Source organism: Sphaerisporangium siamense (genome assembly GCF_014205275.1).
Classification (GTDB): domain Bacteria; phylum Actinomycetota; class Actinomycetes; order Streptosporangiales; family Streptosporangiaceae; genus Sphaerisporangium; species Sphaerisporangium siamense.
This window is the reverse complement of sequence record NZ_JACHND010000001.1, coordinates 7,742,608-7,767,003: the sequence shown is the minus strand read 5'-3', so window position 1 is coordinate 7,767,003 and position 24,396 is coordinate 7,742,608. Positions and strand designations below refer to the sequence as shown.

Annotated in this window: 21 protein-coding genes; 16 read left to right on the top strand and 5 right to left on the bottom strand. The window is 71.5% G+C overall.

Translation table 11 applies throughout. The annotated features are described in order from the left end of the window. Window positions 1–92 precede the first annotated feature (92 nt). From rpsB to BJ982_RS35090, 5 genes are all read left to right on the top strand, one after another. Entirely contained in the window at window positions 93–1,067 is a 975-nt protein-coding gene (gene rpsB / locus BJ982_RS35110; RefSeq protein ID WP_184887310.1) for a 30S ribosomal protein S2, read from the top strand. Window positions 1,068–1,187: 120 nt separating this feature from the next. Next, a complete protein-coding gene (tsf, locus tag BJ982_RS35105; protein WP_184887308.1) occupies window positions 1,188–2,021 on the top strand; it encodes a translation elongation factor Ts in 834 nt (277 codons plus the stop codon). Between the two features lie 138 nt (window positions 2,022–2,159). Then, a complete protein-coding gene (gene pyrH, locus BJ982_RS35100; protein ID WP_221482426.1) occupies window positions 2,160–2,858 on the top strand; it encodes a UMP kinase in 699 nt (232 codons plus the stop codon). Window positions 2,859–2,867: 9 nt separating this feature from the next. Further along, window positions 2,868–3,425, top strand: a complete 558-nt coding sequence (gene frr / locus BJ982_RS35095; protein ID WP_184887304.1) for a ribosome recycling factor — start codon at window positions 2,868–2,870, stop codon at window positions 3,423–3,425. Between the two features lie 231 nt (window positions 3,426–3,656). Then, window positions 3,657–4,730 (top strand): phosphatidate cytidylyltransferase, encoded by a 1,074-nt coding sequence (locus tag BJ982_RS35090; protein WP_239122745.1) that lies wholly within the window; start codon window positions 3,657–3,659, stop codon window positions 4,728–4,730. A gap of 9 nt (window positions 4,731–4,739) precedes the next feature. On the opposite strand, the gene BJ982_RS35085 is transcribed toward BJ982_RS35090, so the two are convergent. Next, a complete protein-coding gene (locus BJ982_RS35085; protein WP_239122746.1) occupies window positions 4,740–5,777 on the bottom strand; it encodes a suppressor of fused domain protein in 1,038 nt (345 codons plus the stop codon). Window positions 5,778–5,884: 107 nt separating this feature from the next. Here BJ982_RS35085 and rlmN point away from each other — a divergent pair, with 107 nt between their 5' ends. After that, window positions 5,885–6,988, top strand: coding sequence for a dual-specificity RNA methyltransferase RlmN (gene rlmN, locus BJ982_RS35080; RefSeq protein ID WP_184887302.1), 1,104 nt, complete (start codon window positions 5,885–5,887; stop codon window positions 6,986–6,988). A 9-nt stretch (window positions 6,989–6,997) separates the two neighbouring features. On the opposite strand, the gene BJ982_RS35075 is transcribed toward rlmN, so the two are convergent. The 3 genes from BJ982_RS35075 to BJ982_RS35065 all read right to left on the bottom strand — a co-directional run bounded on the left by BJ982_RS35075 (window position 6,998) and on the right by BJ982_RS35065 (window position 9,515). Then, window positions 6,998–7,804, bottom strand: coding sequence for a methyltransferase domain-containing protein (locus BJ982_RS35075; RefSeq protein ID WP_184887300.1), 807 nt, complete (start codon window positions 7,802–7,804; stop codon window positions 6,998–7,000). Window positions 7,805–7,935: 131 nt separating this feature from the next. Beyond that, window positions 7,936–8,619 (bottom strand): hypothetical protein, encoded by a 684-nt coding sequence (locus BJ982_RS35070; protein ID WP_184887298.1) that lies wholly within the window; start codon window positions 8,617–8,619, stop codon window positions 7,936–7,938. A 50-nt stretch (window positions 8,620–8,669) separates the two neighbouring features. Continuing rightward, the gene (locus tag BJ982_RS35065; RefSeq protein WP_184887296.1) at window positions 8,670–9,515 is read right to left on the bottom strand and encodes an ABC transporter ATP-binding protein; all 846 of its coding nucleotides are present in this window, start codon (window positions 9,513–9,515) and stop codon (window positions 8,670–8,672) included. A 128-nt stretch (window positions 9,516–9,643) separates the two neighbouring features. Here BJ982_RS35065 and BJ982_RS40775 point away from each other — a divergent pair, with 128 nt between their 5' ends. Next, window positions 9,644–10,366, top strand: a complete 723-nt coding sequence (locus BJ982_RS40775) for a DivIVA domain-containing protein (RefSeq protein WP_184887294.1) — start codon at window positions 9,644–9,646, stop codon at window positions 10,364–10,366. Here the strand turns inward: BJ982_RS40775 and BJ982_RS35055 are convergent. After that, a complete protein-coding gene (locus BJ982_RS35055; RefSeq protein ID WP_184887292.1) occupies window positions 10,345–10,848 on the bottom strand; it encodes an Lrp/AsnC family transcriptional regulator in 504 nt (167 codons plus the stop codon). The genes BJ982_RS40775 and BJ982_RS35055 overlap by 22 nt on opposite strands. Window positions 10,849–11,063: 215 nt before the next feature. Between BJ982_RS35055 and BJ982_RS35050 the strand changes: the two genes are divergently transcribed. The 9 genes from BJ982_RS35050 to BJ982_RS35010 all read left to right on the top strand — a co-directional run bounded on the left by BJ982_RS35050 (window position 11,064) and on the right by BJ982_RS35010 (window position 24,393). Continuing rightward, window positions 11,064–12,497, top strand: a complete 1,434-nt coding sequence (locus BJ982_RS35050) for a gamma-aminobutyraldehyde dehydrogenase (protein ID WP_184887290.1) — start codon at window positions 11,064–11,066, stop codon at window positions 12,495–12,497. Between the two features lie 59 nt (window positions 12,498–12,556). Beyond that, window positions 12,557–13,735 carry an ABC transporter ATP-binding protein gene (locus BJ982_RS35045; protein ID WP_184887289.1) on the top strand — a complete coding sequence of 393 codons (1,179 nt, stop codon included), beginning with the start codon at window positions 12,557–12,559 and terminating at the stop codon, window positions 13,733–13,735. After that, on the top strand, window positions 13,716–14,978 hold the full coding sequence (locus BJ982_RS35040; RefSeq protein WP_184887287.1) for an ABC transporter substrate-binding protein: 1,263 nt from the start codon (window positions 13,716–13,718) through the stop codon (window positions 14,976–14,978). The genes BJ982_RS35045 and BJ982_RS35040 overlap by 20 nt, the downstream gene beginning before the upstream one ends. Before the next feature lie 4 nt (window positions 14,979–14,982). Next, window positions 14,983–15,837 (top strand): ABC transporter permease, encoded by an 855-nt coding sequence (locus BJ982_RS35035; protein ID WP_184887285.1) that lies wholly within the window; start codon window positions 14,983–14,985, stop codon window positions 15,835–15,837. Then, on the top strand, window positions 15,834–16,691 hold the full coding sequence (locus BJ982_RS35030; RefSeq protein WP_184887283.1) for an ABC transporter permease: 858 nt from the start codon (window positions 15,834–15,836) through the stop codon (window positions 16,689–16,691). The genes BJ982_RS35035 and BJ982_RS35030 overlap by 4 nt, the downstream gene beginning before the upstream one ends. 82 nt (window positions 16,692–16,773) lie before the next feature. Then, entirely contained in the window at window positions 16,774–18,168 is a 1,395-nt protein-coding gene (locus tag BJ982_RS35025; RefSeq protein ID WP_184887281.1) for an NAD(P)/FAD-dependent oxidoreductase, read from the top strand. Window positions 18,169–18,314: 146 nt separating this feature from the next. Then, complete coding sequence (locus BJ982_RS35020) at window positions 18,315–20,834, top strand: carboxylate--amine ligase/circularly permuted type 2 ATP-grasp protein (protein WP_184887278.1); 2,520 nt, start codon at window positions 18,315–18,317, stop codon at window positions 20,832–20,834. Further along, entirely contained in the window at window positions 20,834–22,663 is a 1,830-nt protein-coding gene (locus tag BJ982_RS35015) for an N-acetylglutaminylglutamine amidotransferase (protein ID WP_184887276.1), read from the top strand. The genes BJ982_RS35020 and BJ982_RS35015 overlap by 1 nt, the downstream gene beginning before the upstream one ends. Next, entirely contained in the window at window positions 22,633–24,393 is a 1,761-nt protein-coding gene (locus BJ982_RS35010) for a S9 family peptidase (protein ID WP_184887274.1), read from the top strand. Before BJ982_RS35015 ends, BJ982_RS35010 begins: the two co-directional genes overlap by 31 nt. The last annotated feature ends 3 nt before the right edge of the window (window positions 24,394–24,396 follow it).

Genomic DNA, 24,396 nt, shown 5'->3' with positions numbered 1-24,396 from the left:
GACGACTCAGGGCGTCAGGGCGGAGGCCGCAGGCTTCCGCGGACAACCGAGGCACGCGCCTTCGCGGCGCTCTAACCAGGAGGACCATACACATGGCCCCCGTCGTCACCATGCGGCAGATGCTCGAAAGCGGCGTTCACTTCGGGCACCAGACCCGTCGCTGGAACCCGAAGATGAAGCGCTTCATCCTCACGGAGCGCAACGGCATCTACATCATCGACCTGCAGAAGTCGCTGTCCTACATCGACCGCGCCTATGACTTCGTCAAGGAGACGGTCGCCCACGGCGGCACCATCCTGTTCATCGGCACCAAGAAGCAGGCCCAGGAGGCCATCGCCGAGCAGGCCGCGCGGGTCGGCATGCCGTACGTCAACCAGCGCTGGCTGGGCGGCATGCTCACCAACTTCTCGACCGTGCACAAGAGGCTCCAGCGCCTGAAGGAGCTGGAGGAGCTCGACTTCGACAACGTGGCCGGCTCCGGGCTCACCAAGAAGGAGCTCCTGATGCGCCGCCGCGAGAAGGACAAGCTGGAGCGCACGCTCGGCGGTATCCGCGACATGGCCCGCGTTCCGAGCGCGGTGTGGGTCGTCGACACCAAGAAGGAGCACATCGGGATCAGCGAGGCCCGCAAGCTCGGCATCCCGGTCGTCGCCATCCTCGACACCAACTGCGACCCGGACGAGGTCGACTACCCGATCCCGGGCAACGACGACGCGATCCGCGCCGTCGGCCTGCTGACCCGCGTGATCGCCGACGCCGTGGCCGACGGCCTGATGGCCCGTGCCGGCGCGACCCGCGGCGACGAGAAGCCGTCGGGCGCCGCCGCGGCCGAGCCGCTGGCCGAGTGGGAGCGCGAGCTGCTCGCGCGTTCGGACGAGGAAGCCCCCGCCCAGGACGCCACCGCTCAGGACGCGGCGCCCGCCGAGGCCCCGGAGGCTCCGGCCCAGGAGGCCGCAGCTGAGGAGGCCGCAGCTGAGGAGGCTCCGGCTGAGGAGGCTCCGGCTGAGGAGGCCGCCGCCGAGGCCGCCCCCGAGACCGCCGAGGGCACCGAGCAGCAGCAGGGCTGAGACACGTACGGCCGCGCGGTGGTCGCCGCGCGGCCGGTGAGGCTCTTTCCGGGTGGGCGTGCCTGAGGCGGCGCGCCCACCCGATCCACGACGACACGACGATCCGACGAGGAAAAGACAATGGCTTCCGTGAACATGGCCGACGTCAAGCGGCTTCGTGAGCTCACCGCCGCCGGGATGATGGACTGCAAGAAGGCCCTGGAGGAGTCGGACGGCGACTTCGACAAGGCCGTCGACTACCTCCGCGTCAAGGGCGCCAAGGACGTCGGCAAGCGCGAGACGCGCACCGCCTCCAACGGCCTGGTGGCCGTCAAGCACGACGGCGACGCCCTCGCCGCCCTCCTTGAGCTGAACTGCGAGACCGACTTCGTCGCCAAGGGCGAGCGCTTCCAGGAGCTGGCCTCCGGCGTCGTCGCGCACGTCCTCGCGACCCGTCCGGCCGACGTGCCGGCGCTGCTGGACTCGGAGTTCGACGGCAAGAGCGTCAAGGAGCACCTCGACGAGGCCAACGCCGCGCTCGGCGAGAAGATCGAGATCCGCCGCTTCGCCGTGCTGGAGGGTGGCTACATCGCCTCCTACATGCACAAGACCGACCCGCAGCTTCCTCCGGCCGTGGGCGTCCTGGTCCAGCTCGACACCCCGAACGCCGAGGTGGCCAAGGACATCGCCCAGCACACCGCCGCGATGGCCCCGCGCTACGTCAGCCCGAACGCCGTTCCCGCCGACGTGATCGAGAAGGAGCGCACGGTCTTCGAGCAGATGACCCGCGAGGAGGGCAAGCCGGAGGCCGCCATCGGGAAGATCGTCGACGGTCGCATCAACGGCTGGTACAAGGACTTCACCCTGGTCGAGCAGTCCTTCGTCAAGGACTCGAAGAAGACGGTCGGCAAGTACGCGGCCGAGGCCGGCGTGAAGGTGCTGGGCTTCGTCCGCTATAAGGTCGGTCAGGCATAGGCTTAGCCCCTAGAGGGAGCCGACCAGCTGAGAATCGTCACCGAGGAGGCCGCCGCCGTGCAGGAGAACCAACGACCCGCTGCACCGGCGGCTTCGTCGTACAAGTCATACAGTTTTCCGCTTCGCTGGAAGCGTGTCATGCTGAAGCTGTCCGGTGAGGCGTTCGCGGGCGCCGAGCCGCTGGGAATCGATCCCGTCGTGGTGGCCAAGCTCGCCGATTCGATCGCGGAGGCCGTGCGCGAGGGCGTCCAGGTCGCCGTCGTCGTCGGCGGGGGCAACATGTTCCGCGGCGCCGCGCTGTCGGAGCGTGGAATGGAACGCGCCCGCGCCGACTACATGGGCATGCTGGGCACGGTCATCAACTGCCTCGCCCTGCAGGACTTCCTGGAGAAGCGGGGCATCGAGACCCGTGTCCAGACCGCCATCACGATGCAGCAGGTCGCCGAGCCTTTTCTCCCGCGGCGGGCCATCCGCCACCTGGAGAAGGGGCGTGTGGTGATCTTCGGTGCCGGCCTCGGTTCGCCGTTCTTCTCCACCGACACCTGCGCCGCCCAGCGCGCCCTGGAGATCAGCGCCGAGGCGCTGCTCAAGGGAACCCAGGTCGACGGGGTCTACGACTCCGACCCCCGGAAGAACCCCGACGCCGTCCGCTTCGATCAGCTCGACTACAGCGAGGTCCTCACGCGGGGCCTGGGCGTCATGGATGCCACGGCGATCAGCCTGTGCATGGACAACGGCCTCCCCATCGTGGTCTTCGACCTGATGGGCGAGGGCAATATTCTGCGGGCGGTCCGCGGTGAAAAGATCGGCACGCTGGTGAGTCCGGCAGGGAAATAGGGAGCCGCTGTGATCGACGAAACCCTCCTCGAAGCCGAGGAGAAAATGGACAAGGCGGTCGCGGTCGCCAAGGAGGACTTCGCGGCGATCCGCACCGGCAGGGTCAGCCCCTCCATGTTCAACAAGATCAATGTTGACTACTACGGGTCTCCCACTCCGGTGCAGCAACTGGCCTCGTTCCACGTTCCCGAGGCCCGCATGGTGATCATCCAGCCCTACGACAAGGGCTCGATGACCGCGATCGAGAAGGCCATCCGCGACAGCGACCTCGGGGTGAACCCCGGCAACGACGGCGCGGTGATCCGCGTGGTGTTCCCTGAGCTGTCGGAGGAGCGCCGCAAGGAGTACATCAAGGTCGCCAGGAACAAGGCCGAGAGCAGCAGGGTCTCGGTGCGCAACATCCGCCGTCACGCCAAGGAGACCCTCGACAAGCTGGTCAAGGACGGCGAGTCGGGCGAGGACGAGGTGCGCCGCGCCGAGAAGGAGCTCGACGACCTCACCCAGAAGCACGTCGCCAAGATCGACGAACTGCTCAAGCACAAGGAAGCCGAGCTGCTCGAAGTCTGAGCGCGCGGCGGCCGCGGTCAGGTCGGGGCGCTGCCACTCCGGTGCTCGCCGTGGGTGGGGCGCCCTCGCCGCGTCAGGGCCCACCACGTCCCCTCCCCGCCGTCTGCGGCGGATCAGGCGAGGTGAGCCGCCCGGCGCGGCCGGCGGTACGAGAGTGGGAAGACAGTGGATGGTACGACGGCGGACGGCACCGGTCCGGCCCGAGGGCGTCGCTCCGGGGAACGTCCGCCCGTGACTCCCGAGCCCCGTCCGGCGGACACGGGCGCATCCGCGGCGGAGGGTGCCGTCCGCAGCGCGCTCGGCCCCGCGGACGGGCCGGATCCCCTGCGGGCCAACGGGCGGCACGAGGGCGCGGAGCCGCCGGCGGGCGGTGCCTCGCCCGCGCCCGGCGATCCGCGCGACGTGCCGGGGCGGCCCGAGGAGCACGCCGAGGCCGGGGCGGCGCCGCCGGACGCGATCAACGGGTCGGGCACGGCTCCCGCCCCTGCCAGAACGGGGGGCATCCGCACCGGCCGCAACCTTCCGGCCGCGATCGGCGTGGGGCTGGCGCTCGGCGCCGCCGTCATCGGCACGCTCTACACCGTCAAGGCCCTCTTCCTGCTGGTCCTCGCCGCGGCGGTCGGCGTCGGCGCGGTCGAGATGGTCCGTGCCCTGGCCGTCCGCGACATCCGGGTGCCGCTGGCGCCGCAGCTCGCCGGGCTCGCCGTCATGATCGCCGGTGCCTACTGGGGCGGCCCGATCTGGCTGCTCGGCGCGTTCACGCTGACCGTCCTGGTCCTGCTCACCACGCGGATGTTCCAGGGCGCCGAGGGGTACGTCAGGGACGCCTCCGCCGGCGTCCTGACCGCGGTGTACCCGTCGCTGATCGCGGGGTTCGTCCCGCTGATGCTGGCCAAGATGGACGGCGCCGACCGGGTGGTGCTGTTCGTCGCCGTCACCGTGTGCAGCGACATCGGCGGCTACTTCGCCGGCATTCTGTTCGGCAGGCACAAGATGTCGGTCATCAGCCCCAAGAAGACCTGGGAGGGCTTCGCCGGGTCGGTGCTCGCCTGCGTGCTATGCGGCTCGCTCATGATGCGCTTCCTGCTCGACGGCCAGTACTGGCAGGGCGCGATCATCGGCGTGGTCGCCGCCGTGTGCGCCACGCTCGGCGATCTGGTCGAGTCGGTCATCAAGCGCGATCTCGGCATCAAGGACATGGGCAGCGTGCTCCCGGGGCACGGCGGGCTGATGGACCGGCTGGACTCGCTGCTGGCGACGCTCGTCCCGGTATGGCTGCTGCTGGCGGCCTTCCTCCCCGGCTGAACGCGCGGATCAGGGAATCCTGCCGGGCAGCGACAGCCCCAGGGAGTCGTGGCCGCGTTCCGCGGCGATCTGCAGCTCGTGGTCGGTCAGCGGGATCAGCCAGAGCCAGCGCACCTCGTCACCCCCGAACGCGAACCCGGACATGTCCGGCAGCCCCGGCACGGTGTCCAGCATGAGCACCCCCGCGTAGCTCCGGCCGAGCGGGAAGCCGGCCGCGTCGCCGTACCAGCGGGCGGTGTGGCCGTGCCCCAGCCAGGTGATCGAGTGCCACGGGTACCGCGCCAGCCACAGGAAGAGCTGCGCCGCCTCGGCCGGTTCGTGCCGGGTGGCGACGGCCAGCTCGACGCGGGCGTAGGCGTCGGGCCGGTCGATGTACTGCTCGACGGTGGGCATGCGCTGGCAGCTCATCCCGACCGTCGACAGCACCGTGTACTCGTCGAGCGGCCGCTCGGTGATGCCCACGGTGGGCAGCGTCTCGCCGCCGATGTCCCAGTACCGCCCGGGCGGCCCCACTCTGGTGTCCAGGTGGCTCATCGCGAACTGCTGGAACGACCGCCACGCCCCGTCGCCGTGCCGCCATTCCCAGTACGAGCGCGCCTTGGCGATGCGCGGCGCGAGCCCTTCCAGCGCCTCCTCCAGAGACCAGGCGAACGGCGACTCGCCGACCGCGTCGCGGGCGTACCCGGGCATGCCCCGCTCCAGGTCGGCCCAGCCGGGAATGACCGCCAGGAGATCACCGTTGCGGTACAGGGCGGCGCCGTCGCCCTCCTCGAACCAGAGCACTTCCAGCTCGGCGGACGTGAACGGCGGCGTGCCCTCGGGGATACGGGTATGCGCCCGGGGCATGACGGGGGCCTGGCCGCGGCCGAGCCGGTCGAGATCGACGGAGGAGGGCGCCTGTCCATGGTTGGCGAGCCATACGGCCCCGTGGATCCCGCCGCCGGCGCCGCGCAGGTAAGCTACCGAGGACGCCCCCTCGTACTCGACGGTCACCATGCGACTGCCATAGGGGCTGGTATCGGTGAGGACGACATCGGTGGTGCCCAACGCCTCTCCGCCTTTCCGGTGGACGTCTCCCGTGCGGCCGTGGATCGCAATAGATCACAACGAATGGCTGTCCAGTGCAGCTTCCGGCAAACTGTTAAGAGAAGGACATGTCCGCCGAGCTAACCTTTGTCGCGCCCAGACGTGCGAAACCAGCCCGTCATCTCGCCGACCTCACGATGGCCGAGCGGCGTGCGGCCGTCGCCGAGCTGGGGGAGAAGCCGTTCCGCGCCGAGCAGCTCTCCCGCCACTACTTCGAGCGGCTGACCACCGACCCCGCGCACATGACCGACCTTCCGGCGAGTGCGCGCGAACGGCTGCTGACGCACCTGATGCCCGGCCTGCTCACCTCGGTCCGCGAGATCACCTGCGACGGCGGCACCACCCGCAAGACCCTGTGGCGGCTCTTCGACGGCGCGCTGGTCGAGTCGGTGCTGATGCGCTACCCCGACCGGGTGACCATGTGCGTGTCGTCCCAGGCCGGGTGCGGCATGAACTGCCCCTTCTGCGCCACCGGCCAGGCCGGGCTGACCCGTAACATGTCGACGGCCGAGATCGTCGAGCAGGTCGTCGCCGGGGCCCGCGCGCTGGCCCGCGACGAGGTGCCCGGCGGGCCGGGGCGGGTCGGCAACATCGTCTTCATGGGCATGGGCGAGCCCCTGGCCAACTACAAGGCGGTCATCGGCGCCGTCCGGCGCATCACCGACCCCGCCCCCGAGGGCCTCGGCATCTCGGCGCGCGGCGTCACCGTCTCCACCGTCGGCCTCGTGCCCGCGATCGACAAGCTGGCCGCCGAGGGCCTGCCGGTGACGCTGGCCGTCTCCCTGCACGCCCCCGACGACGAGCTGCGCGACACGCTCGTCCCGGTCAACACCCGCTGGAAGGTGGGCGAGGTCCTGGCCGCGGCCTGGCGGTACGCGGCCACGACCAAGCGCCGCGTGTCGATCGAGTACGCGCTGATCAAGGACATCAACGACCACGAGTGGCGGGCCGACCTGCTGGGCCGCCTGCTGAAGGGCCGGCTCGTCCACGTCAACCTGATCCCGCTCAACCCGACGCCGGGCTCGAAGTGGACGGCGTCCCGGCCCGAGGACGAGCGCGCGTTCGTGCGGCGCCTGGAGTCCCACGGCGTGGCGGTCACCGTCCGCGACACCCGTGGCCGCGAGATCGACGGCGCCTGCGGCCAGCTCGCCGCCGCCACTCCGGAGGGGTAGCCCCGCGCGTCAGACCCGGCAGAGGATCTCGCCGTGCAGGACCGAGAACCAGCCGTCCTCGGCCGCGCCCCACGCGCGCCAGGCGTCCGCGACGCGTTCCAGGTCGGCGCGGGTGGCCAGCCCCTGGGCGATGGCCTGGCCGGCCATGGCGGAGGACGTGACGCGCTCGGCCCACAGCCCGCTCCACCAGGCGCGGTCCTCGGGGGTGGCGAAGCACCATGACGAGCCGGTCGCGGTGACGTCGGTGAACCCGGCCCGGCGCGCCCACGAGAGCAGCCGGCGGCCGGCGTCGGGCTCGCCGCCGTTGGCGCGCGCCAGCCGGTGGTACAGGTCCAGCCATTCGTCCAGGCCGGGGGACGAGGGGTACCACGTGAACGTGGCGTAGTCGGAGTCGCGCGCGGCGACGATCCCGCCGGGGGCGCACACGCGGCGCATCGCGGCCAGCGCCGCCACCGGATCGGCCAGGTGCTGGAGCACCTGGTGGGCGTGGACGACGTCGAAGGACCTGTCGGCGTAGGGCAGCCGGTACACGTCGGCGACCTCGCAGCGCACGTCCGCGAGACCCCGCTCCGCCATCAGCTCCCCGGCCCGCGCCACGACGTCCTCCGCCGCGTCGATCGCCGTGACCGGCCCTGGCGCGACGATCGCGGCGAGGTCCGCCGTGATGGTCCCCGGCCCGCATCCGACGTCGAGCAGCGACATGCCGGACCGCAGGTGCGGCAGCAGGTACGCGGCCGAGTTCTCCGCCGTGCGCCAGGTGTGGGAGCGCAGTACGGATGCGTGATGACCATGGGTGTAAACGGCGGGCGACGTCATGGCGACCAACCTCCTCGCGGGGTGACTACGGGGAAGCCTAATCCGCTGCTCACTATTTGAGCGAACATGTCTTGATATATGAGACGGCACATGGATGCGGTCGGCCCGCCAGAGGAGGGGTGGGGGCTCGGCTACGGCCTCGTGCGGCGGAGGCGCACGTAGACGAGCAGCGCCGCGGCGCACCACGCGAGGGTGACGGCGGCGAGGCCCGGGAGCGAGGCGGTCAGGAAGGACGGCTCTCCCGCGGCGCGGATCCAGCTGATCAGCGGCACGGTCAGCCAGACCACGGGGGCCAGGCTGACCAGCAGCATCGCCACGTAGGCGCCGAGCATGACCAGCGTCGAGGTCGCCTGGTCGCGCAGGATCGGGCGGCTGGCCAGCGCGCCCAGCGCCAGGCCGGTGATCAGCGACAGCGCGTGCAGGGCCAGTCCGCCGAGCACCGCCGAGCCCCCGGGCATGGCGGCGAACCCGACGCCGAGCGGCACGAGCACGGCGATCGCGGCGAGCACGACGTTGACCGCGGCCGAGGCGAGCAGGCCGCTCGCCACCTCGCGGCCGGGCCGTCCCACGGCCGTCACCGAGATCAGCCGCTGGACGTCCGGCTCGGTGTCGAGCAGGCCGCGCGCCGCCCAGGCGAACACCGGGACCAGCAGCGCGGCCGAGTCGCCGTAGGAGGAGAGCTCATGACCGGCCAGGACGCGGGTCGAGTACAGGATGATCAGGATGGCGAGCAGGCCCACGAACGGCTGGACGATCCGGTGCGACCGCAGGTACGCGTTGATCTTGAACCGGACGAGCGACAGGGTCGGCTTCATCACGCTGCTCCGGGGTGGGCGGGGGGTGTCATGGGCGTGTCATGAGCCTGTCATGGGCGCAGGCGCGCGTCGTAGCCGTCGGCGCGGAGCCTGCGCGCGACCGTCTCCGCCTCGTCGGCGTCGACGAGCACCTCGATGACGGCCTTGCCGGACGCGGCCGGTGCGTCCTCCGGCGGCGAGAGCGTCGCCGTGCCCGAGGCGCGCACGGCGTGCTCGCCGAGGCCCGCGGGGTGGGGGAGCGCGGCGTGCCCGCCGGGACGCGGATCAGGGGAGGCGGACGGCGGCGCCTCGCCGGGCGCGAGGACCCGGACGGCGTTGTGCTCGACGGCCAGCCGCGTCAGCCCGGGATACTCCGCGAGGCCGCTCTGGTGGTCGCTGACCACCACGATGCCCCCGTCCGCCGCGACCTCCTCGATGATCCGCGGCAGCTCGGCCCGGGTCTGGGCGTCCAGGCCGGAGAACGGCTCGTCCATGACCAGCAGGCCCGGCGGGGCCAGCAGGGCCTGGGCCAGCCCCACCTTGTGCGCGCTGCCCTTGGACAGGTCGCCGAGCGGCACGTCCAGCAGCTGTGTCATGCCGAGGCGCTCCGCCCAGGGCGCGATCGCGGAAGCGGCGACGCCCCGGACGGCGGCCATCTGCGACAGGTAGACGCTGACCGTGAACGGCTGTTCGACGGGGAAGATCTCGGGGGCGTACCCGACGATCGGGGGACGGCCGGAGACCGCGCCGCGGGTGGGCCGCGTCGTGCCGGCCAGCAGACGCAGCAGCGTCGACTTCCCGGCGCCGTTGCGGCCCGTGACCTCGGCGACCGTGCCCGGTGGCAGGTCGAGACGCACGTCGTGCAGCACCCAGGGGGCGCGGCGGGCGTAGCGGAAGGAAAGGTTCGCGAGCCGCATAGATCACAAAGCTTACCCTTGCTCGCTTACTTTCTGGATTTCCGGCAGTCATGCCCGGAAAATGGGAAAGACGAGACGGATGCGGGGGCTGTGAACCGGGAGGACGCGGCTTGAACCGCTTTCCACGTGTGCTTGCGGTACGCACCGGATACGACCCGGATCAGGTCGACGCCCTGATCCGGCGTATCGAGGCCACTCTTGGCAGGGGAACGCTGGAGGGGCCACCGGTGACGCCCGACGAGATACGCATGGCGGGCTTCGGGGTCAGGCGGGGCGGCTACAACGAGCTGGCGGTCGACTACGCGCTCGACGCCTTCCTCGTGGCGGTGGAGACGCTCGCCGCGCGCGCCCCGGCCCCGGCCGCCATGCCCTGGCCGCCGATCGGGACGGCGCCCCCTCGCGCCGTCCCGGCGCCGCACGGCTTCCCCCACGCCGGGACGTTCGGCGCCGCGGCGGTGAGCCCGGCCGAGGAGGACGCGCCGACGCTGCCCGGAATGCCGGCCCAGCGGATGCCGCCGCCCGAGGCCGTCCCCGAGGAACCCGCGACCTGGCTGGAGGCGCAGGCCGCCCGGGTCGAGCGCGTGCTGTTCCGCGCGGGCAGGCTCGGCGCGGGGTACGACGAGGACCAGGTGGACGTCTTCCTGGACCGCGTGGTGGCCACGCTGCGCGGCACGACCGACCGGCCGCTCACCGGCGACCAGGTGCGGGCGGCGGCGTTCGACACGGTCATGTTCAGGCCCGGGTACGCCGTGGTCGAGGTGGACGCGTTCCTGGCCGAGGTCGCCGGCGTCCTCGACCGCCACGACGCGGAACGCCCGGCCGCGCAGGCTCAGCGCGTGCCCCAGGAGTAGGTCTGTTTGCGAAGCTTGAGGTAGACGAACGTCTCGGTGGCGCGGACGGTGGGGATGGCGCGGATCTTGCCGAGGATCTCCAGCAGGTGTGAGTCGCCCTCGCAGACGACCTCGACCATGATGTCCAGCGACCCCGCCGTCAGCACCACGTAGTCGATCTCGGCGATGGACGACAGGTTGTCGGCGACGGTCTCCAGGTCGCCCTCGCACTTGATGCCGATCATCGCCTGGCGGGGGAAGCCGAGCGTGAGCGGGTCGGTGACCGCGACGATCTGCATCACCCCGGTGTCCAGGAGCCGCTGGACGCGCTGGCGCACGGCGGCCTCCGACAGCCCCACGGCCTTGCCGATCGCGGCGTACGGCTTGCGGCCGTCTTCCTGCAGTTCCTCGATGATGCGCTTGGAGATATCGTCCAGCACCACGGGAGCGGACCGGCCGTCGTGGTGGTTGTTGTCCCGTCGCGCTTTCGGCGGCGTGGTCATCTCCGTGCGTCCTCCCTGCCCGCGTCCCGCTACGGCGAGCCGGTTACGGGGCCGTTCCGGCGGTGTTGCCGTCCTGGTGCGACATGTTGTCAGCTCGGCGCGGCCTGTCAAGCGATTTCGTAGCAATTTGATATATTCGCGACGAAATCCCTTGTCGTGGCGACGGGCACCTGTCAGAGTCGCGACAACTCAGCCCACTACGAGGAGGTCAGGCGTTGACCACCCGTCTGAAGAACTTCGTCAACGGCGAGCTCGTGGACGCCAGGAGCGGCCGGTTCTCCGATGTCATCGACCCCAGCACCGGCGAGGCCTATCTTGAGGCGCCGGTGTCCGGTCAGGAGGACGTCGACGCGGCCTACGCCGCGGCGGTGGCCGCGTTCGAGTCGTGGGGACAGACGACGCCGGGCGAGCGCGCCGGGTACCTGCTGAAGATCGCCGACGCCATCGAGGCGCGCGCGGACGAGCTGGTCGAGGCCGAGTGCCGGAACACCGGCAAGCCCCGGGCGCGCATGGCGGAGGACGAGATCCCGCCCGCGGCCGACCACTTCCGCTTCTTCGCCGGAGCCGCCCGCACGCTGGAGGGCCCGACCTCCGGGGAGTTCCTCGCCGACCACACCTCGGTGATCCGCCACGAGCCGATCGGCGTCATCGGCCAGGTCACCCCGTGGAACTACCCGCTCATGATGGCGGTGTGGAAGATCGCCCCGGCGCTGGCCGCGGGCAACACGGTGGTGCTCAAGCCGTCCGACACCACGCCGGTGTCGACGATCAAGATGGCCGAGATCATCGGCGGGGTCCTTCCCCCGGGCGTGTTCAACGTCGTCTCCGGCGACCGCGAGACCGGCGCGCTCGTCGTGGGCCACCCCGCGGCGTCCATGGTGGCGATCACCGGCTCGGTCGGCGCGGGCATGCAGGTCGCGAGGTCCGCGGCCGACGACGTCAAGCGCGTGCACCTGGAGCTCGGCGGCAAGGCCCCGGTCGTCGTCTTCGAGGACGTCAAGGACATCACCGCCGTCGCCGAGGCGATCGCGGGCGCGGGCTACTACAACGCCGGCCAGGACTGCACGGCGGCCTGCCGCGTCCTGGTCCACGAGAGCATCCACGAGCCGTTCGCGGCGGCGCTCACCGAGGCGGCCGCGGCCACCAGGACCGGCGCCTACGGCGCCGAGGACGCCTACTACGGCCCGCTGAACAACGCCGCCCAGCTCGCCCGCGTCGAGGGCTTCCTGGAGCGCACCCCCGGCCACGCCAAGGTCCTCACCGGCGGCAGGCGCGTCGGCGACAAGGGTTACCTGTTCGAGCCGACCGTCGTCGACGGCCTGCGCCAGGACGACGAGATGATCCAGACCGAGGTGTTCGGCCCGGTCATCACCATCCAGACCTTCAGCGACGAGGCCGACGCCCTCGCCAAGGCCAACGACGTCAAGTACGGCCTGTCGGCGTCGGTGTGGACCTCCGACCACGGGCGGGCGATGCGCCTGTCGCGGCGGCTGGACTTCGGCGTGGTCTGGGTGAACACCCACATCCCGTTCGTGTCGGAGATGCCGCACGGCGGCTTCAAGCACTCCGGGTACGGCAAGGACCTCTCGGTCTTCAGCCTGCACGACTACAGCCGGGTCAAGCACGTCATGCACTACATCGGCGAATGACCCGCGCGTCGTCCACGGCGGTGGCGCGCGGGTAAGGAACAGACAGGAACGGCCTGCGTATGACCGATACCCAGGCGGGCAAGGAGGCGGTCGCCCCGCGCGCCCCCGGCTCCTCCCCGGTGCCCGCCATCGAACTCGACGGAGTCGTCAAGGAATACACCGCGCACGGTGAGGTGGTGCGGGCGGTCAAGGGCGTGAGCCTGTCGATCGCCCAGGGAGAGTTCTTCTCCATGCTCGGCCCGTCCGGCTGCGGCAAGACCACCACCATGCGCATGATCGCCGGGTTCGAGGAACCGTCCCGGGGAACCGTGCGCCTGCACGGGCAGGACGTCACCGACGTGCCGCCCAACAAACGCGACGTGAACATGGTCTTCCAGTCCTACGCGCTGTTCCCCCACATGAACGTGTGGGAGAACGTCGCCTTCGGGTTGCGGCGCAGGCGCGTGCCGGACGAGGAGATCAAGCGGCGCGTCGGCGAGATGCTGGAGATCGTCGACCTCGCCGGCCGCGAGAAGCGGCGGCCCCGGCAGATGTCGGGCGGCCAGCAGCAGCGCGTGGCCCTGGCCCGTGCCCTCGTGAACAACCCGAGGGCGCTGCTGCTGGACGAGCCGCTCGGCGCGCTGGACCTCAAGCTGCGCCAGGCGATGCAGATGGAGCTGAAGCGCATCCAGCGCGAGGTCGGCATCACTTTCGTCTACGTGACCCACGACCAGAACGAGGCGCTCACCATGAGCGACCGCATCGCCGTCATGAACGACGGCCTCGTCGAGCAGCTCGCGGGCCCGCGGGAGATCTACGAGCGGCCCGCGACCACCTTCGTCGCCGGGTTCATCGGGACCTCCAACCTGCTGAGCGGCACGGCGGCCGAGGTCGGCGGCGGCACCGCGGTCATCAGGGTCGGGGACGGGCAGCGCGTGCTGGTGCCGGTCGACGGCGGCACCCGAGAGGGCGGCACGGTCGAGGTGACCGTCCGGCCGGAGAAGATCAGGATCACCCACGACGAGCCCGGGGCGGACGTCAGCGCCGTGCGGGGCGTGGTGTCGGAGGTCGTCTACCTCGGCACCTACAACAGCTACGCCGTGAACCTGGCGAGCGGCGCCGAGTTCACGGTCTTCGAGCAGAACGCCAGGGACAGCAGCATCACGGCCGAGCGCGGTCAGTCCGTGTGGCTGTCATGGCAGCCGCAGCACTCGTACGCGATCGGAAGCCGAGCGTCGCATGACCAGCCCACCGCCTGACCCCGCGTTGCTCCGCGGGCTGACGCGGAGCCGCCTCGGCGGCCCGCGCCCGACCCGGCGGCAGGTCTTCCGCGCGGCGGGCCTGTCCGCCGCGGCCCTCGCCCTGTCCGCCTGCAGCATCCCCGGCCGCAAGGCCGCCGCCACGCCGGAGAAGGACCCCGTCGCCTCCTACTGGGCGGGCAAGAAACGGAACGGCGTGCTGCGCTGGGCGAACTGGCCGTTGTACATCGACAAGGACGGCAAGCGCTATCCGACCATCGAGGCGTTCACCAAGGACACCGGCATCCAGGTCACCTACCAGGAGGCCATCCAGGAGATGCCCACCTGGTTCGGCAAGATCCAGCCGCAGCTCGGCGCCGGCCAGGACATCGGGTTCGACCTGATGGTGATGACCAACAGCCTGCAGCTCACCAAGGCGATGGAGCTCGGCTACCTCGCCCCGATCGACCACTCCGAACTGCCGAACTTCGCGGCCAACGTGGGCGCGAAGTTCAAGAACCCGGCCTACGACCCCGGCAACGCCTACACGGTGCCCTGGCAGTCGGGCCTGACCGGCATCGCCTACAACCCGAAGTACGTGGACGGGGAGATCACCAGCATCGAGGAGCTGTGGAACCCCAGGTACAAGGGCAAGGTCGGCATGATGTCCGACTCGCAGGAGCTGGGCAACTTCGGGATGTTCGCCGCCGGCGTCGACCCGGACAAGTCCGGTAAGACGGACTGGGAGAAGGCCGCGAAACGGCTCCAGGAGCAGCGCGACGCCGGGCTCGTCCGCAAGTACTACGAGAACGACTACGTGGACGCGCTGGCCCGCGGCGACGTCTGGCTGACCATGGCCTGGTCGGGCGACATCTACCAGCAGATCGCCGAAGGCCGTGATCTGAAGTTCGTCGTCCCCCAAGAGGGCGGCTCGATCTGGACCGACAACATGTGCATCCCGGTGACGGCGCGCAACCCGGTCGACGCCCTGGCCCTGATGGACTACGTGTACCGGCCGCCGATCGCCGCCGCGCTCGCGGAGTACATCACCTACATCACCCCGGTGCCCTCGACGCGGGACATCGTCAGGCAGGAGGCGGCCGCGGCCACCGGCGAGGACAAGGAGGCGCTGGAGCTGATGGCGAACAGCCCGCTGATCTACCCCTCCGACGCCGACCTCGCCAGGACCCGGTCGTTCAGGACCCTCTCGGACGCCGAGGAGAAGGTCTACGAAGGCATCTTCCAGCCGATCTCCCAGGGCTAGGACCATGAGACGCAAGATCGTTCCCTACCTGCTCATCCTTCCCGGCGGGCTGTGGCTGCTCATCTTCCTGGTGGTGCCGCTGGTCTACATGGCCTCGGTCTCCACGATGGAGGGCGACGTCGTCAACGGCTTCCTGCAGACCTTCCACTTCGCCAACTACGGCCAGACCCTGGCCGCGTACAAGACGCAGTTCCTGCGCTCGGTCGTCTACGGCCTGGCCGGCACGATCCTGACGATCGTGCTCGCCTATCCCATGGCGTACTGGATCGCCTTCAAGGGCGGCGCGCGCAAGTCGACCTACCTGTTGCTGGTGCTGCTGCCGTTCTTCGTGTCGTTCGTGCTGCGCACGGTGTCGTGGAAGTTCCTGCTCGCCGACGACGGCATCCTGCTGGCGCCGCTCAAGGACCTCGGGCTGCTGCCGCAGGACTTCCACATCCTGGCGACCACCGTGGCGGTGATCGGCGGCCTGACCTACAACTACCTGCCGTTCATGGTGCTGCCGATCTACGTCGCGCTGGAACGCGTGGACCCGCGCGTCGTGGAGGCGTCCCAGGACCTGTACGCCACGCGGGCCCAGTCGTTCGCCAAGATCGTGCTCCCGCTCTCCCTGCCGGGGGTCTTCGCCGGGGTTCTGATGACGTTCGTGCCCATGACCTCCGACTACGTCAACGCGTCGATCCTCGGCGGCCCGGCGAACACCATGATCGGCAACATCATCCAGACCGAGTACCTCGTGAACAACGACTACCCGGCCGGCGCGGCGCTGTCCTTCACGCTGATGGCCGTGATGCTCATCGGCATCTTCGTCTACGCCAAGGCGCTCGGCACCGAGAACGTTCTGGAGGCGGCGGCGCGATGAGCGGACCAGTGAGCCCGGCGCTCCCCACGCGGGCCACCACGGAAGAGGCCACGCCCGGCGCCCCCCGCCGGCCCCGTACCCGGTGGGGCGACCGCCTGCTGTTCGGCTACACCTGGCTGATCCTGCTGTGGCTGTTCGCCCCGATCGCGGTGATGATCGCGTTCGGTTTCAACGACACCAGGAGCAAGTCCAACGTCACCTGGCAGGGCTTCACGCTCAAGTGGTGGGGGCGGCTCGGGGAGTACCCGGACCTGACCACCGCGGTGCTGAACTCCATCGGCATCGGCCTGCTCGCCACGCTGATCACCACGGTCCTCGGCACGCTGCTCGGCATCGCCCTCGGCCGGTACCGGTTCCGCGGACAGGGACCGACCAACCTGATCATGTTCGCGGCGATCTCCTCGCCCGAACTGGTCATGGGCGCCTCGCTGCTGTCGCTGTTCGTCAGCCTCGGCGTGCAGACCGGGTTCGCGACGATCGTGCTGGCGCACGTGCTGTTCTCGGTGTCGTTCGTCGCGGTGACCGTGCGGGCGCGCGTGGTCGGCATGGACGGGTCGATCGAGGAGGCCGCGCGCGACCTCGGCGCCTCCACCTGGGTCACGTTCTGGCGGGTCACGTTCCCGATGATCCTGCCCGGCGTGGTTTCCGGCGCCCTGCTGGCCTTCGCGCTGTCGATCGACGACTTCGTCATCACGCAGTTCACCAGCGGCGCGACCATCACCTTCCCCCTGTGGATCTACGGGGCCGTGCGCATCGGCGTGCCCCCGCAGGTCAACATCCTCGGCACCCTCATCTTCGCGGTGGGCGTGGTCATCGCGGTCGTCAACACCGTGACCTCGCGCCGCCGCGTGTAAAGACGGGAAACACCCGCCTGGCACCGGGAACGGCGTTCCCGGCCCAGGGCAAAATGACGCGTTTCGTTGGGACGTGAAATGTGTGGATCCGCTGAAAGCACTGGCTGACGCGGAGCGTAAGCCGTACTGGTTGGACAGTCCGGACAAACCCGAGCCGCTGCCGCGGCTCTTCGGGGACACCACCGCCGACCTCGCCGTGGTCGGCGGCGGGTTCTCCGGCCTGTGGGCCGCTCTGATGGCCAAGGAGCGCGACCCCTCCCTCGACGTGGTCCTGCTGGAGGGCAGGCGCGTCGGCTGGGCCGCCTCCGGCCGCAACGGCGGGTTCTGCGCCGCCAGCCTCACCCACGGGCTCGGCAACGGCCTGAGCCGCTGGCCCCGCGAGATCGCGACGCTCGTCCGCCTCGGCGCGGAGAACCTCGACGAGATCGAGCGGGCGGTGGCGAAGTACTCCATCGACTGCGGCTTCGAGCGGACCGGCGAGCTGAACGTGGCCACCGAGCCGTGGCAGCTCGACGCGATGGACGAGGAGGCCGGGCTCGCCCGCGAGCTCGGCATGGACACCCGGCTCCTGGACGCCGCCGAGGTCCGTGCCGAGGTCGACTCGCCCACCTATCTCGGCGGGCAGTGGGACCGCGACGGCTGCGCCATGCTCGACCCCGCCCGCCTGGCGTGGGGCCTGCGCGAGGCGTGCCTGTCGCTCGGCGTCCGCGTCCACGAGCACAGCCCCGTCCGCTCGCTCCGGGACGACGGCACGGCGCTGGAGCTGACCACTCCGCACGGCGTGGTGCGGGCCGGCAAGGTCGCGCTCGGCACGGGTGTGTTCCCGCCGCTGCTCGGGCGGCTGCGCAACTTCCTGGTGCCGGTGTACGACTACGCGCTGATGACCGAGCCGCTCACCTCCGGCCAGCTCGCCTCGGTCGGCTGGCACAACCGGCAGGGCATCGGCGACAGCGGGAACCAGTTCCACTACTACCGGCTGACCAAGGACGACCGCGTGCTGTGGGGCGGGTACGACGCGGTGTACTTCAACGGCGGGAAGATCAGGCCGGAGTACGACCAGCGGGACGAGACCTTCGCCACGCTGGCCGGCCACTTCTCCACCACGTTCCCCCAGCTCGAAGGGGTGCGGTTCACGCACCGCTGGGGCGGGGTGATCGACACCTGCAGCCGCTTCAGCGCCTTCTTCGGCACGGCGCACAAGGGGCGCCTGGCCTACGCGGTCGGGTACACCGGCCTCGGCGTGGGCGCCACCCGGTTCGGCGCCAACGTGATGCTGGACCTGCTCTCGGGGCGGCCGACCGAGCGCACCGAGCTGCAGATGGTGCGCGAGAAGCCGGTGCCGTTCCCGCCCGAGCCGATCCGGTCGGGCGTCATCCAGCTCACCCGGTGGTCGATCGCCCAGGCGGACGCCCATCAAGGGCGGCGCAACCTCTGGCTGCGCACGCTGGACCGGCTGGGGCTCGGCTTCGACTCCTGAGCGCCGGGCCCGCACGGGCGCCGTCCGTGCGGGCCCCGGCGCGTCGAACATCACACTTCGAGACTTCTCCCCGACGTGCATCCACCTGCTTTCTGGGCAGGGGGCCCCGGGAAACACCCCTGGACAAACGGGAGAAGGACGATGGGATGACGGGTCTCACGGAGTCGATCGCGGTAGGCGTCGAAGAGGAGTTCCACGTCGTTGACCTTGAGACCCGGCACCTCGTGCCACGCGCGGGCACCCTGCTCGGGCGGCTGCCGGACGACCGCTTCACGCAGGAGCTGCACCGGTCCGTCGTCGAGTCCAACAGCCGCCCCTACGTGCGGCTGGAGGACCTCGGCCACGACCTGGCGGCGCTCCGGCGCACGGTCGTCGAGGCGGCCGACCCCCTCGGGCTCGGCATCGTCGCGGCGGGCACGGTGCCGCTGGTGGACCCGTCCGCGCTGAAGATCTCGCCGGACGCCCGTTACGAGCAGATGCTGGAGGACTACCAGCTCCTCACCCGCGAGCAGCTCATCTGCGGCGCGCAGGTGCACGTGGACGTCGCCGACCGCGACGTCGCCGTCGAGGTCGCCCACCGGGTGGCCCGCGGCCTGCCGCCTCTGCTCGCGCTCAGCTCCAGCTCGCCGTTCTGGAACGGCGCCGACAGCGGGTACGCCAGCTACCGGACGCTGGTGTGGCAGCGCTGGCCCACCACCGGCCCGGTCCGCCGGTTCTCCTCCGCCGCCGAGTACGACCGGATGGTCGCCGACCTGGTGCGCGCCGGAGTGATCATGGACCCGGGGATGATCTACTTCGACGTCCGGCCCTCCGCGCACGTCCCCACGGTCGAACTGCGCATGTGCGACGCCTGTCCCCGCGTCGAGGACGTCGTCCTGCTCGCGGGCCTGTTCCGCGCGGTCGTGCTGCGCGAGCTGCGCGCGATCGAGAACGGCGAGCCCTTCCAGGGGGACGGCCTGGAGATGGTGCGGGCCGCGACCTGGCGCTCGGCCCGCTCGGGTCTGGAAGGCGTCCTGATCGACCCCGAGGAGGGCACGCCGAGGCCCGCCGCCGAGGTGATCAGGCGGACGATCACCGGGCTGCGTCCCGAGCTGGAGGCCGGCGGCGACTGGGAACTGGTGTCGGAACTGGCCGAGGAGTCCCTGGCCCGGGGCAGCTCGGCGGCCCGCCAGCGCCGCATCGTGCGCCGCGGCGGCACCCTGGCCGACGTCGTGGACCACCTCGTCGCCGAGACCCGCTCGGCCGGCCGGGCGGCCGGGTTCGGCACCCCGATGGCCGACGCGGTGACCGCCCTGCTCAAGGGCTACGACGCCGACCGCGACGAGGCCATGATCGAAAACACCGTGCGCCGGCCCTACGAGCCGGTGTTCACCACGCTCGACCGGCTCGGCCCCGCCGGGCTGCGCGAGCGCGCGACCGCCCGCGACGACCGGATGCGCGAGATCGGCATGACCTTCCGCCTCGAACGGTCCCCGGACGGCGAGGAGAGGATGCCCCTGGACCTGGTGCCGAGGTTCGTCGCCGCCGACGACTGGGCCAAGATCCGCGAAGGCATGCCGCAGCGGGTCCGCGCCCTGGAGGCGTTCCTGCGCGACGCCTACGGCAGGCGCGAGGCGATCAAGGAGCGGGTGCTGCCCGCCTGGGTCGTGGACGAGTCCCCGGGGAACCGGCCCGCCGGACGCCGCGTCCGCGGCGGCGTGGTCCGCTGCTCGGTCGCCGGACTGGACCTGGCCCGCGACGGCGCGGGACGCTGGGTCGTCCTGGAGGACAACCTGCGCGTCCCCTCCGGCATCGCCTACGCGGTCGTCAACCGCCGCGTCGCCGCGCACGCCATCCCCGAGCTGGACCGCTCGGGCATCCTCGACCCGGAGGGCACCATCGGCCTGCTGCGGCAGACCCTGCTGCACGCCTCCCCGCACGGCGACCGCCTCGCCGTCGTGACCTCGGGACCCGCCGACCCCGCCCACTACGAGCACGCCACGCTCGCCGCGGAGATGGGCGTGGTGCTGGCCGAGCCCGGCGACCTGGAGGTCAGGGACGGCGCCGTGTACGCCAAGGGCGAGCGGGTGGACGTGCTGTACCGCAGGATCGCCGAGGACGACCTGCTGAGCGGCCCGCTCGGCGACGCCCTGCTCCAGGCGATGGAGGACGGCGCCGTCACGCTGGCCAACGCGCCCGGCAACGGCTTGGCCGACGACAAGAGCCTGTACCGCTACGTGCCCCGGCTCATCGACTACTACCTGGGAGAACGCCCATTGCTTTCCAACGTCCCCACCTACCTGTGCCGTGACCCCGAAGACCGTGAGCAGGTGCTCGACCGGCTCGACGAGCTGGTGGTCAAACCGGTGGACGGCTACGGCGGCAAGGGCGTGGTCATCGGGGAGGACGCCTCGCCGCGCGACCTGGAGGCCCTGCGCGCCGACATCCTCGCCGATCCCGGGCAGTGGGTGGCCCAGGAGACCGTCGGACTGTCCACCCACCCGACCTTCGACGGCGAGGGCATGCGCCCGCACGTGGTGGACCTGCGCGCGTTCGTCTTCACGGGCAGCCGCGCCGTCGTCCCGCGGGCGGCGCTGACCCGCGTCGCCCCGTACGGCAGCATGATCGTCAACTCGTCGCAGGGCGGCGGCGCCAAGGACACCTGGCTCGCCAAGGAGGCCGGCTGATGTGCGGCTTCAGCGGCGAGATCCGCTTCGACGGCCGCGCGGCCGACGTCGCCGCGGTCGAGCGCATGACGGCGTCCATGGCGGCCAGGGGACCCGACGGCACCGGCCTGTGGTCCCTCGGCCCCGTCGCCCTGGGCCACCGCCGCCTGAAGATCATCGATCTGTCGGAGCGCGGCGCCCAGCCCATGACCGACCCCGAGGCGGGGCTGACGGCCGTGTTCAACGGCTGCCTCTACAACTACCGGGAGCTGCGCGAGGTGCTCCTCGCCGAGGGCCACCGGTTCCACTCCACCTCCGACACCGAGGTGCTGCTCAAGGCGTACCGCCACTGGGGCCCGCGGTGCGTCGCGAGGTTCGCGGGCATGTTCGCCTTCGCCGTCGCCGAGCGCGACACCGGGCGCCTGGTGCTCGGCCGCGACCGGCTCGGCATCAAACCCCTGTACGTCACCCGGGACGCGGCGCGCCTGCGCTTCGCCTCCACCCTGCCCGCGCTGCTGGCCGGCGGCGGCGTCGCCACCGACATCGACCGGGTGGCCCTGCACCACTACATGACGTTCCACTCGGTGGTGCCGCCGCCCCGCACGATCCTCACCGGGGTCGAGAAGCTGCCGCCCGCCACCGTCCGCACGATCGAGCCCGACGGCGCCACCCGCGACGAGCGCTACTGGAACCCGCCGTTCGCCCGCCCCCGCGACGACACGCCCCTCGCCGGGCAGCTCGACATGCTCCAGGCGACGGACGGGCCGTTCACCGCCGGCGACTGGCGCGACGCGGTGCGCGAGGCCCTGCGCGTGGCGGTGCGGCGGCGCATGGTCGCCGACGTCCCGGTCGGGGTCCTGCTGTCCGGCGGCCTGGACTCCAGTCTGATCGTCGCCCTGCTGGCCGAGGAGGGGCAGCGGGACCTCGCCACCTTCAGCGTCGGCTTCCACGCCGCCGGAGGGGAGTCCGGGGACGAGTTCGCCTACTCCGACCTGGTGGCCGGGCACTTCGGCACCGACCACCACAAGATCATGGTGGACGACGCCCGCCTGCTCCCGGCGCTCGGCCGGGCGGTCGCGGCCATGAGCGAGCCCATGGTCAGCCACGACTGCGTCGCCTTCCACCTGCTGTCGGAGGAGGTGTCCCGGCACGTCAAGGTCGTCCAGTCCGGCCAGGGCGCCGACGAGGTGTTCGCCGGGTACGACTGGTACCCGCCGCTCGCGGGCGTGCCCCGCGAAGGGGCCGCCGAGGCGTACGCCGAGGTGTTCTTCGACCGGCCGCACGAGGACCTGGCCGAGATCCTGGAGCCGGAGTACCTGCTCGGCCACGACGCGAGCGCGGCGTTCGTCCGGGACCACCTGGCCGCGCCGGGGGCGGACACCGCGCTGGACGCCGTGCTGCGCCTGGACACCGGCGTCATGCTCCCCGACGACCCGGTCAAGCGGGTCGACAACATGACCATGGCGTTCGGCCTGGAGGCCCGCACGCCGTTCCTGGACCACGAGCTGGTCGAGCTGGCCGCCATGTGCCCGCCCGAGCTCAAGCTGGCCTCCGGGGGCAAGGGCGTCCTGAAGGCGGCGGCGCGCGGGCTCGTCCCCGACGCGGTCATCGACCGGCCCAAAGGGTACTTCCCGGTCCCCGCGATCCGCCACATCCACGGGCCGTTCCTGGAGATGGTCCGTGACACCCTGACCGCCCCCGAGGCCCGCGCCCGGGGTCTGTTCCGCCCGGCGATGGTGGAGAAACTGCTCGCCGCGCCCGACGACCACAGGACCACGCTCGGCGCCAACGCCCTGTGGCAGCTCGGGCTGCTGGAACTGTGGCTGCAAGCACGAGGAGTACGGCCGTAGACGTCGCATGGACCTGCGGGTCACCCACCCTGTCCCCGGACGGCGCCGCCGTCGCCTACGTCAGCGACCGGGACGGCGTCCCGCGCGTCTGGGTCCAGCCCCTGCGCGGCGCCGGCCCCCGGGTCATCGACACCGGTCCCGAGCCGGTCGCCGACGTCCTGTGGTCGCCGGACGGCGAATGGCTGGCCGTCAAGATCGCGCCCGGCGGAGGAGAGCACACCCAGGTCTGGGCCGTGCGCCCGGACGGGTCCGGCCTCCGCCTGCTCGCCGGGCCGGTGGACGGCCCAGGCTCGGCCGCGTTCGTCCGCTGGACCGGGCACGGCGCCACCCTGCTCCTCGCCGAGCTCGGCCCCTCGGGCACGGCCGAGGCCGTGCTCGCCGACCCGGCGCTCGGCCACCGCGACACGATCGCCAAGGCGCCGTTGCTGTGGCCGGTCGCCGTCAGCCGCGACCACGGCCGCGCCCTGTTGCGCCACGGCCCGCGCGGCGGGCGGTACATGACCGTCGCCGACCTGCGCGACGGAGGCGAGCGCCCGCTGCTGCCACCCACCACCGACCTCGGCGCGCTGTCCCCGGACGGCGAGATCGCCTACGTGCGCTCCGACGCGGGCCGCGACCGCGCCGCCCTGGTCGCCGTGCCCGGCGGTGAGGCCCCGCGCGTGGTGGCCGAGCGGCCCGACGCCGACCTCGACCGGTTCTCGGTCAGCCTGGACGGCCGGGTGGCGGTGCTGGCCTGGAACGTCGCCGGGCGCTCCGAGCTGGACGTCGTCTCCCTGCCCACCGGCGCCGTCCGCGCCCTGCCCCGGCCGCCCGCCGACGTGGTCACCTCCGTGCGCGTGTCCTACGACGGCACGCTCGCCGTCCTGGCCGCCCAGTCCCCGGACACGCCCTCGCACGTCCTGCTGTGCGACCTCGCCACCGGCGGCTACCAGCGCCTGGCCGGCGACGAGCCGCTCGCCGGCGGGGCCACGGCCGAACTGGTGCGGCTCACCGCCCGGGACGGCCTGGAGCTGACCGGCTGGCTGCACCGCGCGGGCACCGGCCCCGGGCCGTGCCTCATCTACCTCCACGGCGGCCCGGAGAGCCAGGAACGCCCGGCCTTCAACCCGCTGTTCCACCGGCTCGTCGCGGCCGGGGTCAGCGTCTTCGCGCCGAACGTCCGCGGGTCCTCCGGCTTCGGGAAGGCGTTCCTGCACGCCGACGACCACGCCCTGCGCTTCCACGCCATCGACGACGTCGCCGACTGCGCCGCGCACATGGTCCGCACGGGCGTCGCCGACCCGGCCCGGCTGGCCTGCATGGGCCGCTCCTACGGCGGCTACCTCACCCTCGCCGCCCTGGTCACCTACCCGGAACTCTTCAAGGCCGGGGTGGACGTGTGCGGCATGGCCGACTTCGCGACCTTCTACGCGCACACCGAGCCGTGGATCGCCGCCGCCGCCGTCGGCGAGTACGGCGACCCGGTCGCCGACCGCGAGCTGCTGCGGGCCCTGTCACCCCTGCACTCCTTCGACCGGCTCCGCGCGCCGCTGCTGGTCGTCCACGGCGCCCAGGACACCAACGTCCCGGTTTACGAGGCCGAGCAGGTCGTGGCCGCCGCCACCGCCCGCGGCGTCCCCTGCCGGTACCTGCTGTTCGAGGACGAGGGCCACGAGACCGTCAGGATCGCCAACAAGGTCGTCTTCTGGGACGCCGTCACCGGCTGGCTCGGCAGATGGCTCACGGCATGAACG

What these genes read in the sequence shown, in the direction of transcription:
- pyrH (WP_221482426.1), top strand. Translation starts at nt 2,160, where the DNA reads ATGCTGAAGCTGTCCGGTGAGGCGTTCGCGGGCGCCGAGCCGCTGGGA.
- BJ982_RS35015 (WP_184887276.1), top strand. Translation starts at nt 20,834, where the DNA reads ATGTGCGGCTTCAGCGGCGAGATCCGCTTCGACGGCCGCGCGGCCGAC.
- rpsB (WP_184887310.1), top strand. Translation starts at nt 93, where the DNA reads ATGGCCCCCGTCGTCACCATGCGGCAGATGCTCGAAAGCGGCGTTCAC.
- BJ982_RS35035 (WP_184887285.1), top strand. Translation starts at nt 14,983, where the DNA reads ATGAGACGCAAGATCGTTCCCTACCTGCTCATCCTTCCCGGCGGGCTG.
- BJ982_RS35055 (WP_184887292.1), bottom strand. Translation starts at nt 10,848, where the DNA reads ATGACCACGCCGCCGAAAGCGCGACGGGACAACAACCACCACGACGGC.
- BJ982_RS35040 (WP_184887287.1), top strand. Translation starts at nt 13,716, where the DNA reads ATGACCAGCCCACCGCCTGACCCCGCGTTGCTCCGCGGGCTGACGCGG.
- BJ982_RS35075 (WP_184887300.1), bottom strand. Translation starts at nt 7,804, where the DNA reads ATGACGTCGCCCGCCGTTTACACCCATGGTCATCACGCATCCGTACTG.
- tsf (WP_184887308.1), top strand. Translation starts at nt 1,188, where the DNA reads ATGGCTTCCGTGAACATGGCCGACGTCAAGCGGCTTCGTGAGCTCACC.
- rlmN (WP_184887302.1), top strand. Translation starts at nt 5,885, where the DNA reads ATGTCCGCCGAGCTAACCTTTGTCGCGCCCAGACGTGCGAAACCAGCC.
- BJ982_RS35065 (WP_184887296.1), bottom strand. Translation starts at nt 9,515, where the DNA reads ATGCGGCTCGCGAACCTTTCCTTCCGCTACGCCCGCCGCGCCCCCTGG.
- BJ982_RS35070 (WP_184887298.1), bottom strand. Translation starts at nt 8,619, where the DNA reads ATGAAGCCGACCCTGTCGCTCGTCCGGTTCAAGATCAACGCGTACCTG.
- BJ982_RS35030 (WP_184887283.1), top strand. Translation starts at nt 15,834, where the DNA reads ATGAGCGGACCAGTGAGCCCGGCGCTCCCCACGCGGGCCACCACGGAA.
- BJ982_RS35020 (WP_184887278.1), top strand. Translation starts at nt 18,315, where the DNA reads ATGACGGGTCTCACGGAGTCGATCGCGGTAGGCGTCGAAGAGGAGTTC.
- BJ982_RS35045 (WP_184887289.1), top strand. Translation starts at nt 12,557, where the DNA reads ATGACCGATACCCAGGCGGGCAAGGAGGCGGTCGCCCCGCGCGCCCCC.